This is a genomic window from Nitratireductor sp. WH36-1 (assembly GCF_058725515.1).
On sequence record NZ_CM178970.1, the window covers coordinates 1,442,782 to 1,456,226 of the forward strand.

Sequence of the window (13,445 nt, forward strand, 5' to 3'; positions counted from 1 at the left end):
CATGCAGGAGGCCGCCGCCTTTTCGATAGACCGTCTCGACGCTCCACAGGCTGAAGGAATGCTGCCTGAGCTGGCGTCCCTTCTTCATGCATGTGTGCATGACGGGGCGAGCGTTGGATTTGTCCTGCCCTTTGCTGTGCACGAGGCGGAGGGCTTCTGGCGTGAAAAGACCCTGCCTGCGGTCAGATCCGGTGATCGCGTGCTGTTCGTGGCGCGACAGGGGGCGGTGCTCGCGGGAACGGTTCAGCTTGTGGTGGACATGCCGCCCAATCAGCCGCACCGGGCAGAAGTCTCCAAGCTTCTGGTCAGTCCGGCGTTTCGTCGTCGCGGGCTCGCCCGGTCTTTGATGCTCGCGCTCGAGGCCGAAGCCCGCATGCGTGGCCGCAGCCTCATCACGCTCGACACCCGCACGGGCGACAGCGCCGAGCCGCTTTACGCAGCACTTGGTTACGCGGTTTCGGGCGTCATTCCCGATTTTTGTCGCGATCCCTTTGATGATCGTCTCGACCCAACGACGGTGATGTACAAGCGGTTGGAGGTCTAGGGTCAGGGCCCTGTTTTCGGTAGGCGGACGGTGCTCCACCTCACGCGCCTGACACCGTTGCGAACAGATCGTGATGGCGTTGATGGAACCCGCACATGGTACCCGCGCTTGTCCACGGGGGTGGTTCCAAGTCTGCGGAAGAGAATATGCGACGCCTGGAAATACTGGACGGCATGCGAGGATATTTCCTCGTCTTCATGGTGTTGAACCACCTGACCTTTGCCGGCGGATATCTGCTGGTCAAATTCAATCACGGCGAACTGGGATATGTGCAGGATGCGCAGGGCTTCGTGTTCCTGTCCGGCGTGCTTGTCGGCATGGTCTATGCGCGCCGCATGCTCCGCGATGGTTATGCTGCGGGTGCGGCGAAGGTAAGAAAGCGCGCTTTCGAAATCTATCGCTATGCGGTGGCCTGCCTCGTGATCGTCTTTCTGCTCGGCTTGGTGCTCAGCGCCTCTTCCACCTATTGGGAGCCGTGGCTCTGGGATCTCGCCGACCACAATCCGTTCTATGCGCTGGCCTCGCTGCTTCTGCTCTACCAGCCCACCTATATGGATATCCTGCCGCAATACATCGTCTACATGCTGGTGTCGCCGCCGCTGATCTGGCTTTGCGTCACAGGGCGCTGGATGTGGGTTGCGGCACTGTCCGCGTTTCTCTGGGCGGCCGTTCAGCTGGGCCTTCATTTCCTGGTTGCCGGCGGCATTCGCGCGCTGCTTGATGAGGTGCATGAGGGCGAGATGTTTCGCACGGCCTTTAATGTGCTTGCCTGGCAGGCGGTCTTCATGTCCGGCCTCGTTCTCGGTGCGCTCACCGCCACTGGCAGGGTCGACTGGGAAAAGGTGATGAACCCGAAACGCACGGCGCTCGTCTGGCTGGCCTTCGCTCTGGTGCTGGTCTTCATGGGTTTCCGCTTCGGTTTCACCTTCAAGCTTCTGCCCGAGCCGATGATGGAGCGCTTCAGGAGCCTCGACAATCGAACCGAGTTCAGCTTCGTCTATCTGGTGAACTTCATGGCCACCGGTTACCTCGTGGCCTGGATGGTCATGGCGGGGTCACTCGCCGACAACCGGATCGTGCGGGCGCTCGGCAATGGCCTGCGCTGGATATTCAGCCTTTCCTTCCTGCGGCTGATCGGTCGCCATTCACTGCAGGTCTATGCCTGGCACGTGATCGTGATCTACCTCCTGAAAGGGTTCGAGCATCACTATGGTCCGTTCTCGGAGTGGACCAAGACGGCGATTGCGCTCTCGGCCATTACCTCGCTTGCCGTGCCGGCGCTTTATCGCGAGCGCGCAACCTATTTCAGCAGGGTTCCTTTTCTGCGTGACCGGGCCTCGTCTGATGACATGAAAGCCCGGGCCGCACCCGCCAAGTGATCCGCCGTCCGGCGGTTCGCGCAATTTCACTCCAGCATTTCATGAATGAGCAAGGGACTGTACATCCATGACCGATCTTAACCGACGGGATTTTCTTTCGTTCGCGCTGTCGTCTTCTGTGGTCGCAGGACTGTCGGGCAGCGCGTTTGCCGCAGCCGAAGCGCCGGGGCTGACCTTCGGTCCCGCAAAGGCCTTCAGCTTCGATGCACTGAAAGAAGAGGCCGGGGCGCTGGCCGCGGCCCCGTGGCAGGATGGCCGCTCGCCCCATGGCGAGATCCTTGAGCAGATCGATTACGACGCCTTTCAGAAGATTCGTTTTCGCAAGGATCATGCGCTCTGGGCGGATGGGAAAGGCGGCGCGCCGGTGCAGTTCTTCCATCTCGGGCGCTACTTTCAGGAACCGGTTCTCATGCATGTCGTGGAGAATGGCGAGGCGCGGGAAGTGCTTTACCGGCCGGATTATTTCGATCTGCCCGAAGATCATCCCGCCCGCGGACTGCCCGACAATATCGGTTTCTCCGGCTTCCGCCTGCATGAGCCGTCGCAGAAGACCGACTGGCTGGCATTCCTCGGCGCATCCTATTTCCGGTCTTCCGGCGAACTGAACCAGTATGGTCTCTCCGCGCGTGGTCTTGCCATCGACACGGCCCTGCCGAAGCCGGAGGAATTTCCCCGGTTCAGCCGCATCTGGCTTGAGCGCGTGGAGGGAGAGCCGGACCGTGTTCTGGTCTATGCGCTGCTCGACAGTCCGGGCATCACCGGCGCATATCGTTTTGACTGTGCGCGGGGCGACGGCCCGGTGATGGATGTCTCGTCCTGGCTCTATCCGCGCAAAACCATCGAACGGCTGGGCGTTGCGCCGCTCACCTCCATGTACTGGTATTCCGAAACGAACCGAAAACAGGCTGTCGACTGGCGGCCGGAAATTCACGATTCCGACGGGCTTGCCATCTGGATGGGCAATGGCGAGCGCCTTTGGCGGCCGCTCAACAATCCGCCCGAAACCGTCACCAATGCCTTCATGGATGAGCGCCCGCGCGGTTTCGGCCTGCTGCAGCGCGACCGTGATTTCGACCACTATCAGGATGACGGCGTCTTCTACGAGCGACGTCCCTCCGCCTGGATCGAGCCGGTCAATGAGTGGGCTTCCGGTCAGGTTCAGCTTGTCGAAATTCCCACCGATGACGAGATCCACGACAACATTGTCATGTATTGGGTGCCGGATGCCCCGGTCGAGCCGGGCAAGCCGCTCCAGTTCGATTATCGTCTTTACTGGACGGCCGACGAGCCTTTCCCGGCAGAGCTCGGGCGCGTCATGGCGACCTATACCGGCACTGGCGGCATTCCCGGCCAGCCGCGTCCGGAAAACACGACCCGCTTCGTGGTTGACTATCGCGGTGGAGAGGTGGGCGCGCTGGAGCGCGGCGATGCCGGGCCGGTGGTCGATCTCTCACGCGGCGAGGTGACGCTGGCGGACGCCCATCCCGTTGTCGGTCAGCCGGGCCTCTACCGCGCTTTCTTCGATGCGCGGATTGAGGGTACGGACCCCGTCGATATGCGCATGTATATGAAGGGCGGGGATGACCGCGCGCTGACCGAGACATGGCTCTATCAGTATTTCCCGAACCGGGATGATGTCAGAAGCGGGGCCTGATCCGGCTCATCCTCCGGTGAGCCAGTTGGCGCCAAGTGCGGCCAGATAAAGCCCGACGCCGAAGGAGGTGTGGGCGATGAGGCTGCGCAGTCTTGCCGTGTTGGGCGCTGGTGTCTTCGCTGCGGCGATGCCCGCGCCCATGCCGGGCTGCAGGATGAGAAAGGGCGCAAGCACGGTTATGATGCCCATGGCGAGTGCGGGCAGAAAGCTCGGCTGGCGCGCCCAGCCCAACCCTGCCATTGCGATCAGAATACCGGCGAAGAGCACGCCGATGGCATAGTGTGCGGCCCAGCCGATGGCGCGCTCGCCGGGGATGGGCCGGGCAGCGCCGATAGCCTGATGGCAAAAGGTTCCTGAGCCGAGATGTCCGATCCAGCGTCCCACCATTGCGTAGTTGAGGGCGGGAATGCCGAAGGCCCGTTTCTGAAACAGCGCCCATAGATCCATGAAGGCGGTAGCGCCCACGCCGATCAGAAATGCGCGTATGCTGAACTCGATTGCTTCGGCCGTCATGCTTGTTCCGTTTTCTCGTTGCCCTGACCGGGCGTTGCTTTTTTTGCCGCACATGGCCGTGTCCCGCGTTTGGGAGGGCGCGCGCAGCGGCGCATTTCACTTGGTGAAAGCACTTCACATAAACATTCAATTGTTTTATTGATTGATTGCGTAATGAAGGAGGACTTGTCAATGGCGGATCGAACCGGGCAGCAGCTTTATGCCCAGGCGGCGGAGCTTGCCCGCGCGCTCGCAAGCCCGCACCGCATTGCGCTCTTGGAGCATGTTGCTCAGGGTGAGCGCCCGGTGGAGCGGCTTGCCGCGCTGACAGGGCTTTCCATGGCCAATGCCTCGCAGCATTTGCAGCATCTTCGGCGTGCGGGCCTCGTTCTGGCCCGGCGCGAGGGCAAGAATGTGCTTTATCGTCTGGGGGAGGGGCCGGTGGTGCCGCTTCTGGCAGCCCTGCGTGCGCAGGTGGCGCATACTCATGCCGAGGTTATGGCGCTGGTCGCCGGGGGCGAAAACGGTAAGGGGGCAGTGGAAACCGTCTCGCGTGACGAGCTTCTTTCGCGCCTGCGCGACGAGACGGTTCTTTTGCTCGACGTCCGCCCGGAGGAGGAGTTTGCGCAGGGGCATCTGCCCGGTGCGGTGAATGTGCCGCTCGATGCGCTGGAGAAGCGCCTTGCCGAATTGCCGCGAGACCGCGAGGTCATCGCCTATTGTCGCGGCCCCTATTGCATGCTGTCGCTGGACGCCGCCCTTCTGCTCCAGCGTGAAGGTCTGGCGGCCAGCCGTCTTTCCGATGGTTTCCCGGACTGGAAAGCGGCTGGCCTGCCTGTTGAACGACTGAACTGAGTTTCAGTTCGTGTCAAAGGCTGGCGCCGCCAGGCGCTCCAGATGTGTTCTGAGATCTTTCGGCCAGTTGCTGATCCGGCTCTTGAAGGTTTTTGCATCGCCTGCATAGAGCGCGCGCGCCGCTTCCTCGTAGCCGGGTTTGTCGCCGAGCATCGCCATCATGAACCTGTCGGCCGCGGTCTTCGCTCTGCGGATCTGCTCGCGCGGCATATCGGCCGTGCGGGCCGCGTCCACCAGTTTGCGCAGGGTTGCCGACGCGCCGCCGGACTGTTCACTGAGCCATTCCCACTGGCGCGGCAGCAAGGTGATCTCACGGGCCACCACGCCGAGCCTCGGGCGCCCCGGCGCGCGCTTCTCGGGCGCTGCCTCCTGCGGTTTCGGGGCCAGCCGCTCCAGAACCTCGGCCTCGCTGCCGGTCAGGTTGAAGTCGGTCTGCCGGCCAGTCGCATCATTGAAGATAAGCACATCCGCGCCGGGATAGTCGCTGAGCAATGCTTTGGCTGCCAGGGCAACCTCGGTTGCGGTGCCGCTGGCGAGAAACTTCTCGCCATGAAAACCTGTGAAACTGGACATCGGGGTGGGGCTCCGTTGAATGTCGAATGGCTTTTACCCGGGTATAATATTTCTGTCAATATACCCGGATAAAATGCAGCCTTGACGCTGGCTGAGCCTCTGTGCCTAGCGTTCTGGCGCGCTTGAAGGCTGATTCAACGCGTTTCTTGGAGGGCGAATGAAAGAGCTTCTGCTTTTACGGCATGCGAAATCGAGCTGGGATGAGCCCGGCCTGAGCGATGCCGAGCGTCCGCTTGCGCCGCGTGGACGACGCGCTGCGCCACGCATGGGGCGAGAACTCGCGCAGCGTGGCTGGTTGCCGGATCTGGTGCTGGTGTCGCCGGCGCGCAGGGCGCAGCAGACATGGCGACTGGTCTCGTCAGCGCTGAAGGGGCCTGCTCCGGCGATTGGCGATGGAAGCAGGCTTTACATGGCAACGCCCGGGCAATTGCTGGCCGCTCTCCACAAAGTGCCGGAAGAGGCGGGGCGCGTGCTCGTTGTCGGGCACAATCCGGGCATGGAGGATTTCGCCAGCCTTTTGGCCGGAAACGGTTCCGGGGAAGACGCGCTGGAGCGCATGCGCGAGAAATTCTCCACCGCTGCGCTTGCCCGGTTCGCCTTTGATGGACGGTGGGACGCTCTGGCCTTTGGCGGTGCGCGACTGCTCCATTTCATGAAGCCGAAAGACTTCGGCGCATCGGCCTGAAAATCGGAACAGGTTTTCGGAAAGCACCATGCGCAGGTTCAACGGTTAGAGCGTCCTTTGTGCGTTCGAATGGACGCACGGCGCTCTAGCTGACAGCCTGCGCAATCGAAAAACGATAGATCGTTTCGTTCGTGTCGCTGCTTTTCTCGATGTTCTCCGCACCCGCGGCAATGATCGCTTTTGGCCAGAAGATCTGTGCTGCCTGATTGCCGGCCATCATGCTGACCTCCCACGCGCCGGGGTGCCGGTGCATGGTGCTCACGGCCATCGACCGGCCAAGTCCTCTGCGGCGTGCGTTCGACAGAACCGCGAACTCCGCCATGGAGAAGGTGACGCCATCTTCCTCCAGCGCCCGCACGAATGCGAAACCGGTAACGGTCTTTCCGTCGCGGAAGAGATAGGGCCAGCGCCTGTCGATCTCCTGCCAGTAGAGGTCCAGATAGGGATAATCGTCATCGACGCCGCCATGGGGCGAGAGTTCTTCAAGGTATTCCCGCAGCATCCGGTCGATCAGCGGCCTGTCGGTCTTTTTCGCGAGGATCAGTTGCATGAGAAGTGGCGCTCGACTGTTCTTGTGGCGCACAGCATATCACCCTCACATGTCCGCGCGTGGCTTTTGCAAGCTTGCCTTTCCTACATGATCGCGCTAGATCGCGCCAAAATGTCTGGAGGTTTTATGTCCCGGTGAAGCGGGGGCGGGTCTCGCCCCGGAAATGGATGATGGATGGCGCAGTTCCGTCCCGCGCATCCGTTTCGCTTTCAAACCAAATTATTCTGCAGTGCGCGTGTCGTTGTCGACACGCTTGATGCTGCATAGCTGGACATAAACGAAAATGATCAAGACCTATCAACCCGGCGTCGATGACGACGCCATTGTCGACATCTGGCTCAAGGCGAGCCGGCTCGCCCACGCGTTTCTGGATGATGATTTCCTGACGCGCGAAGCCGAAAACATCCGCAATGTCTATCTGCCCATGGCTGACACCCGCACCGTTTGGGCGGATGACCGGCTTGTCGGCTTCATCTCGCTTCTGGGCAACCAGGTGGGTGGCCTCTTTCTCGACCCGGATTGTCACGGTCGGGGGCTGGGCCGGGCGATGGTGGACGATGCGGTTGCGCGCATGGGCGCGCTGGAACTCGATGTCTTCGTGAAGAATGACATCGGCAGGCGCTTCTATGAACGCTACGGCTTTGCCGAAGTGGAGCAGCGCATCGACGAACCCACGGGCGAGCCGGTTCTGCATCTGCGCTACCCGGCCTGATATCCGGACAGGCGGGGGCTCCTGACACCCTTGTGTCAGGAGCTGTGCGGGGTGATGCTTTCCCCATGCGTCACCCCTTTCCATTTGGGGGCAGCGATTCCATATTCAGGGCATGGCCAAATCATCCGAGAAGAAGAATGGCGGCTTCGCCGAAGCCCCGCAGCCCGAGCTTTCGGGCACGCCGCTGACCGGTTCCATCGCGGACTGGGCAAGCGAGATTGCGCAGGAAGCAGAGAAGCCCGCGCCAGCGAAGGCCAGGGACAAGGCGAAGAAACCGAAGAAAACGGCTGAGCGTTCCGCCGGCGGCTCGAAGACCGCGCGCGGCACCTCCATGGGCGGCGCGGCCTCTGCGCGAGAGCGCGCGGCTGCCGGCATGATGCCCGTCGCCGGTCTCGACGTCACGCTGGAGGAGGCCGAGGGGCTTTCTTCCTCGGGCGTTACCGCTACGGTCGCCGCTCTTTCGCGGCTGATCGAGGGTGGCGATCCCAACCTTCAGTCCAACTGGACCCCGCACCGCCCCTCCCGGCCCGCAAAGTCGGAAGGCGGCGTGCCGATCAAGATGGTCACGGAGTTTACGCCCTCCGGCGACCAGCCGACGGCCATTGCCGATCTGGTCGCGGGCGCGAACGAGAACGAGCGCACCCAGGTGCTGCTCGGTGTTACCGGCTCGGGCAAGACCTTCACCATGGCCAAGGTGATCGAGGAGACGCAGCGTCCGGCCATCATCCTCGCGCCGAACAAAACGCTGGCCGCCCAGCTCTATGGCGAGTTCAGATCCTTCTTCCCCGACAATGCGGTCGAGTATTTCGTTTCCTACTACGATTACTATCAGCCGGAGGCCTACGTTCCGCGCTCCGACACATTCATTGAGAAGGAATCCTCGATCAACGAGCAGATCGACCGCATGCGCCACTCGGCCACGCGCGCGCTGCTCGAGCGCGATGACGTGATCATCGTCGCTTCCGTGTCCTGTATCTACGGTATCGGCTCTGTCGAAACCTACACGGCCATGACCTTCCAGATGCAGATTGGCGACCGGCTGGACCAGCGCCAGCTTCTGGCCGATCTCGTTGCCCAGCAATACAAGCGTCAGGACATCAACTTCGTGCGCGGCTCCTTCCGGGTGCGCGGCGACACGATTGAAATCTTTCCTGCCCACCTTGAGGATCGCGCCTGGCGCATTTCCCTCTTTGGCGATGAAATCGAGACCATCACCGAGTTCGATCCGCTTACCGGCAAGAAGACCGGCGACCTGGAGTCGGTCAAGATCTACGCCAACTCGCACTATGTCACGCCGCGCCCCACGCTGAATCAGGCGGTGAAGGGCATCAATGCCGAGCTGAAACAGCGTCTGGCGGAGCTTGAGCGCGCCGGCCGTCTGCTGGAGGCGCAGCGCCTCGAACAGCGCACCCGCTTTGATCTGGAAATGCTGGAGGCGACTGGCTCCTGTGCCGGCATCGAGAACTATTCGCGCTATCTGACCGGCCGTGCGCCGGGCGAGCCGCCGCCGACCCTGTTCGAGTACATTCCCGACAATGCGTTGGTCTTCATCGACGAGAGCCACGTTACCATTCCGCAGATCGGTGGCATGTATCGCGGCGACTTCCGCCGCAAGGCGACGCTTGCCGAATACGGTTTTCGTCTGCCCTCCTGCATGGACAACCGTCCGCTGCGCTTCGAGGAATGGGACGCGATGCGCCCCGCCAGCGTCGCCGTTTCGGCCACGCCTGGAAACTGGGAGATGGAGCAGTCTGGCGGCGTGTTCGCCGAGCAGGTCATTCGCCCCACGGGCCTCATCGACCCGCCCGTCGAGGTGCGTCCCGCCAAGACCCAGGTGGACGATGTTCTGGGCGAAATCCGCGAGACCGCAGCCAAGGGCTATCGCACGCTGGTGACCGTGCTGACCAAGCGCATGGCGGAGGATCTCACGGAATATCTTCACGAGCAGGGCGTGCGCGTGCGCTACATGCACTCCGACATCGACACGCTGGAGCGCATCGAGATCATTCGCGATCTGCGTCTTGGCGCGTTCGACGTTCTGGTCGGCATCAACCTTCTGCGCGAGGGCCTCGACATTCCCGAATGCGGACTTGTCGCCATCCTCGATGCCGACAAGGAGGGCTTTCTCCGCTCCGAAACATCGCTCATCCAGACCATCGGCCGCGCGGCGCGTAATGTTGATGGCCGGGTCATGCTCTATGCCGACCGCATCACCGGTTCCATGGAGCGCGCGATGGAGGAGACCAACCGCCGCCGCGACAAGCAGCTCGCCTATAATGAGGAGCACGGCATCACGCCGGCTTCCGTCAAGAAGAACATCGCCGACATTCTCGACTCCGTCTATGAGCGCGACCATGTCCGCGCCGATATCGGCGGTCGCGGCAAGGGCGAGGACCTCAACAACCTCGTGGGCAACAATCTTGCCGCACATCTGGAGCATCTGGAGAAGGCGATGCGCGATGCGGCTGCCGATCTCGACTTCGAGGAGGCCGCGCGCCTTCGCGACGAGATCAAGCGCCTCAAGGAGACTGAGCTCGCCATCATGGACGACCCGCTGGCCCGCGACGCCGGTGTGGAGAACACCCAGAAGTCCCGCCGCGACAAGGCGCGCAGCAGGAAGGCACCGCAGAAGCAGGCGCAGGGTGAGGGGGGAGCGGCCTCCGCTTCCTCTCTCTTCCACAAGCCGGATCTCGATGAAATGGGCACGTCCGGCGCGCATGCCGTGCCGGCTGGCAAGGGGCTCTTCCGCAAGAACGATCTGGATGAAATGACGGTCGGGCGCACGGAAAAGCCGGTCCGCAAGCCGGTTCCGCAGAAGCCGGAGGATGACGCCAAGCCCGTTCGACGCCACAAGATCGGCCTTGGCTCTTATGAAGATCCAGCCGACGACCGCGCCCGCAAGCGCCGGCCAGGCAAGACTGGGCGGCCGGGACGGTAGGGAGCTGGGTTTTCACGGTGGTGCGTCAGGGGACGGACGTTTCATCTGTGGTCGGTGCCAAGCGCCCCCGCCCTTCGACAGGCTCAGGATGAGGGCTGTTGAGATGAGGCTCAGGATGAGGGGTCTTGAGATGTGAAGCGTCCCTCTTCGGGGCCTCCGCCAGCGTAGAAGTAACCCTCATCCTGAGCCTGTCGAAGGGCGAGGGTGCCTGGCTCTATCCAGTACGGACGGGCATCCTAAAGCGGCTGAAATCGAGTGCATCATGAAACGTATTCTTGCCTGCGCCTTCGCGCTTCTTCTGTCGGGCGCGGTGGTGGCGCAGCCGATTGATGATTTTGATTCACTGTCCACGCCGGAGCTGATTGACGTCGCGCCGGAGGCACATCCGGCTGCACTCTACGTTCTTGCTTCGCGCCTCATGGCGCAGGGGCGCGGACTGGAGGCGGCAAAGTGGATGTATGCCGGCCAGTTGCGCTACCGGTTTCTTGTAACGGCGCTCGGCGATGCCGGGCAGGATGAAAACATCCTGCTTTCCGCACTGACGGAATCCGTCGGGCGTCCGGTGAACGAATATATCGCCGCCGATCCTGATGAGTGGATCGAGGCGATGAAGTGGGCGCTGGACTGGGACGCCGCCCATGGCAATGCCCTGACCTCGAAAACGACCCATGCCTCGGATCTCGCCGCGATCCGCTCGGGACTGCGCGACTTGATCGTGCAGGTGGACGGAAACCGCGATCTTATCCGCAAGAGGCGCAGGGAAGCTGGTCTGCCTGTCCGATGACGGACGGGCGCCGGATGCGGGGCCGGTTCAGTGTGGCTGGTCGTCTTCCCGGTTCCGCTCGTATCGTTCTTCAACCGGAAAGGGCGGGAGCCAGGCCTCGCGCCTGCTGCTCCACAACTCATAGGAGGGGCTCAACTGGCTGGGTTCGTCCAGCGTGCCGAGATGCACCTCGGTTTCATCACCGGTCTTGGCGAAAACGGATGAACCGCAGCGCGGGCAAAAATGCCGCCCCTCATAATCGCGTGTCTCGCCGGTGATGGTCACCCTGTCCTGCGGGAAGACCGCTGCAGCATAGAACAGCGCGCCATGGTGCTTGCGGCAGTCAAGGCAGTGGCAGATCCCGACCCTGTCGGGCTGGCCCTTCGCTTCGACGCGCACGGCGCCACACAGGCACCCTCCTGCAAAATGATCCATGCCGCCTTTCCTTCGTTGTCGATACGTTGCGCGAACTCTGACGCCTGATCAGAAAGGCTGCAAGCGTTCACGGGGGCTGTGAGGCAGGGGGGGAGAGGGGCTGGTCTGTCTCAGCGCTTGCCCGCCAGCTTATGTAATCCTGAAGCAGATCGGCTGAACGGCTGAAAAACCGCCCGTCACCGCGCCTTTGCGCGCTGCGTATCGAGATCAGCGGGAAAGGGGCATTTGGCATTACCTGCCGGTGTTTTGGGGAATGACTGTCTTCGCCGGGCCAGAACTTGCCGAACATGAGGCCGGCTTTCGTGTAGTCCCGCTTCAATGGCCAGTGCAGCGCGCCGAGAAAGGATGCGTGATCGGTGTTTTCCGGCAGGCCGGCAAGCAGAACATTGTAGCAGAGCAGGCGTCCCGGAACGCGGTCAAGCCTTCTGCGCTCGGCAAGGAAAGCGTGGGTCAGACCGTGGAGAGCATCACGAAAGAGCTCCACATGCGCCGTGCCGGCGGCGCATGTGGGGTCGTATGTGGGGGCGCATGCGGCGTCGCGCTGCGCCAGCTTGAACGTTCTGATCGTGCCCGCAGCCCGTGCCTGCTGGATGAAGGGGCAATAGCGGGCGGAGGCGGTGAGAAAGCCGTCAATCTCGGCTTCTCCCGTCTCCGCAAGTCGCATCCGTGCCCGGACTTTGCGCATTGCCGGGCCTACCCGCCGCGCGAGGAGGTTTTCTTGTCCTTGTCGCTGTCGCGTATCGGCTTGGGAGGTGCTGTCTTCCCGCTGTCCTTGCCGTCATCCTTTGGCCTGCGTTCCATCGGATCGGGCTGAAGCGGGCTGCAATCCCACGAGGCGATGACCATGCCGGTTTGCAGATAGTGGTCGCGGGCAGGGCGATCCACCACACCGCCCTCGTTCATGAACCAGATCTCGGGCAGTTTCCCAAACCGCTCTTCATATTCAGCAGTCCATGAAATCAGCCCGTGGCCCTTGCCTTCGGCGTGGATGATGCGCCGGCCGCATGCCTCGATGCAGAACCGGTCATAGGCTTCATGGGCTTTCGAAGAGGATGTGCCCGGCTCGGCGGTCTCGCTGCCGGGCAACATGTCGTGCCAGTGCCTGTCGATGCGCTCCGACCACATTTCGATCGGGCGGTCGAGCGCGACATGGAGTTGGAAGAAGCGCGCCAGTTCTTCGGCAGCTGCTGCGTGATGTGTGTCTTGTCCGGGCATTTTCATACTCCCTCAGCAGCCATTTCTTCCGGATCCACGCTGTAGAAGCGGGGCGCCACCAGTGTGAGGTGCAGGATGTGGGGATGGCTCACCGAGAGTGCGCCCAGATGCCAGTAATTGTGCGCGGCGAGGTGTTCCCACAGGGCTCCATAGGCCGGAAAGCGGCAACCGGATGGGGTTGGCTGGTCCCACTTGGCCACATCGAAGGCGTTCAGTGCAGCAATCGTTCGGTACTGCTCATTGGCGAAGGCGTTCTCGATCTCTCGCCTTGTGCCGAAGCGGTCGCGGTCTTCATCGTAAACGGCGCGCCCACCCTTGAAGGCTTCGCGGGACGCGCGGTCGACCCTTGGTTCAACACCGCCAAAGACGCGGTTCCGCGCCCAGTCCTGCAGCGTAAAGAGATGTGTCAATGTCCAGGCCATGGAGCCGCCATTGGCGGGCTCATCGAAAAAGCCGTCGTCCGAAAGTGTCTTGGATACACGTAATAGCAGTGTTCCACTCGTGTCGATCTGACGCCTGATGGCATCCTTGATTCCGCTCAAATTCCCCTCCCATTGGATGTTCGCCCGGTTTTCCGTTTCCGGGTAAGCGTGAGGTTGCACCCCATGATTGAGGTGCCGCCCGGTAGAGGAAGTACTCTGGAGGCAATT

General features: G+C 62.1%; 15 protein-coding genes. 8 read left to right on the forward strand and 7 right to left on the reverse strand.

Translation table 11 applies throughout. The annotated features are described in order from the left end of the window. Nucleotide 1 precedes the first annotated feature (1 nt). The 3 genes from AC4PTT_RS06895 to AC4PTT_RS06905 all read left to right on the forward strand — a co-directional run bounded on the left by AC4PTT_RS06895 (nucleotide 2) and on the right by AC4PTT_RS06905 (nucleotide 3,577). Nucleotides 2–544, forward strand: a complete 543-nt coding sequence (locus AC4PTT_RS06895) for a GNAT family N-acetyltransferase (RefSeq protein WP_492162364.1) — start codon at nucleotides 2–4, stop codon at nucleotides 542–544. Between the two features lie 146 nt (nucleotides 545–690). Further along, a complete protein-coding gene (locus AC4PTT_RS06900; RefSeq protein ID WP_492162365.1) occupies nucleotides 691–1,923 on the forward strand; it encodes an OpgC family protein in 1,233 nt (410 codons plus the stop codon). Nucleotides 1,924–1,990: 67 nt separating this feature from the next. Then, complete coding sequence (locus tag AC4PTT_RS06905; protein WP_492162366.1) at nucleotides 1,991–3,577, forward strand: OpgD/OpgG family glucan biosynthesis protein; 1,587 nt, start codon at nucleotides 1,991–1,993, stop codon at nucleotides 3,575–3,577. A 6-nt stretch (nucleotides 3,578–3,583) separates the two neighbouring features. Here the strand turns inward: AC4PTT_RS06905 and AC4PTT_RS06910 are convergent, their stop codons facing one another. Further along, entirely contained in the window at nucleotides 3,584–4,090 is a 507-nt protein-coding gene (locus tag AC4PTT_RS06910; protein ID WP_492162367.1) for a DUF2938 domain-containing protein, read from the reverse strand. A gap of 171 nt (nucleotides 4,091–4,261) precedes the next feature. On the opposite strand from AC4PTT_RS06910, the gene AC4PTT_RS06915 reads away from it, so the two are divergent. Beyond that, nucleotides 4,262–4,924 carry an ArsR/SmtB family transcription factor gene (locus AC4PTT_RS06915; RefSeq protein ID WP_206554240.1) on the forward strand — a complete coding sequence of 221 codons (663 nt, stop codon included), beginning with the start codon at nucleotides 4,262–4,264 and terminating at the stop codon, nucleotides 4,922–4,924. A 3-nt stretch (nucleotides 4,925–4,927) separates the two neighbouring features. Here AC4PTT_RS06915 and AC4PTT_RS06920 read toward each other — a convergent pair whose 3' ends face one another. Then, nucleotides 4,928–5,497, reverse strand: coding sequence for a DUF2239 family protein (locus AC4PTT_RS06920; RefSeq protein ID WP_492162368.1), 570 nt, complete (start codon nucleotides 5,495–5,497; stop codon nucleotides 4,928–4,930). A 157-nt stretch (nucleotides 5,498–5,654) separates the two neighbouring features. Between AC4PTT_RS06920 and AC4PTT_RS06925 the strand changes: the two genes are divergently transcribed. Beyond that, complete coding sequence (locus tag AC4PTT_RS06925; RefSeq protein ID WP_492162369.1) at nucleotides 5,655–6,182, forward strand: SixA phosphatase family protein; 528 nt, start codon at nucleotides 5,655–5,657, stop codon at nucleotides 6,180–6,182. An 85-nt stretch (nucleotides 6,183–6,267) separates the two neighbouring features. Here the strand turns inward: AC4PTT_RS06925 and AC4PTT_RS06930 are convergent, their stop codons facing one another. After that, nucleotides 6,268–6,732: a GNAT family N-acetyltransferase gene (locus AC4PTT_RS06930; RefSeq protein ID WP_492162370.1), complete on the reverse strand. Its 465-nt coding sequence runs from the start codon at nucleotides 6,730–6,732 to the stop codon at nucleotides 6,268–6,270. A 283-nt stretch (nucleotides 6,733–7,015) separates the two neighbouring features. Here AC4PTT_RS06930 and AC4PTT_RS06935 point away from each other — a divergent pair, with 283 nt between their 5' ends. From AC4PTT_RS06935 to AC4PTT_RS06945, 3 genes are all read left to right on the forward strand, one after another. Next, nucleotides 7,016–7,444, forward strand: a complete 429-nt coding sequence (locus tag AC4PTT_RS06935; RefSeq protein WP_206554236.1) for a GNAT family N-acetyltransferase — start codon at nucleotides 7,016–7,018, stop codon at nucleotides 7,442–7,444. 112 nt (nucleotides 7,445–7,556) lie between these two features. Next, nucleotides 7,557–10,382: an excinuclease ABC subunit UvrB gene (uvrB, locus tag AC4PTT_RS06940; RefSeq protein WP_113155782.1), complete on the forward strand. Its 2,826-nt coding sequence runs from the start codon at nucleotides 7,557–7,559 to the stop codon at nucleotides 10,380–10,382. A 262-nt stretch (nucleotides 10,383–10,644) separates the two neighbouring features. Continuing rightward, entirely contained in the window at nucleotides 10,645–11,166 is a 522-nt protein-coding gene (locus AC4PTT_RS06945; protein ID WP_492162371.1) for a hypothetical protein, read from the forward strand. 27 nt (nucleotides 11,167–11,193) lie between these two features. Here AC4PTT_RS06945 and AC4PTT_RS06950 read toward each other — a convergent pair whose 3' ends face one another. The 4 genes from AC4PTT_RS06950 to AC4PTT_RS06965 all read right to left on the reverse strand — a co-directional run bounded on the left by AC4PTT_RS06950 (nucleotide 11,194) and on the right by AC4PTT_RS06965 (nucleotide 13,337). Further along, a complete protein-coding gene (locus tag AC4PTT_RS06950; protein WP_492162372.1) occupies nucleotides 11,194–11,580 on the reverse strand; it encodes a GFA family protein in 387 nt (128 codons plus the stop codon). A gap of 67 nt (nucleotides 11,581–11,647) precedes the next feature. Then, complete coding sequence (locus AC4PTT_RS06955; protein ID WP_492162373.1) at nucleotides 11,648–12,265, reverse strand: DUF6875 domain-containing protein; 618 nt, start codon at nucleotides 12,263–12,265, stop codon at nucleotides 11,648–11,650. An 8-nt stretch (nucleotides 12,266–12,273) separates the two neighbouring features. Then, nucleotides 12,274–12,795 (reverse strand): glycine-rich domain-containing protein, encoded by a 522-nt coding sequence (locus AC4PTT_RS06960; RefSeq protein ID WP_206543994.1) that lies wholly within the window; start codon nucleotides 12,793–12,795, stop codon nucleotides 12,274–12,276. Between the two features lie 2 nt (nucleotides 12,796–12,797). Further along, entirely contained in the window at nucleotides 12,798–13,337 is a 540-nt protein-coding gene (locus AC4PTT_RS06965; RefSeq protein WP_206543993.1) for a DinB family protein, read from the reverse strand. Between the last annotated feature and the right edge of the window lie 108 nt (nucleotides 13,338–13,445).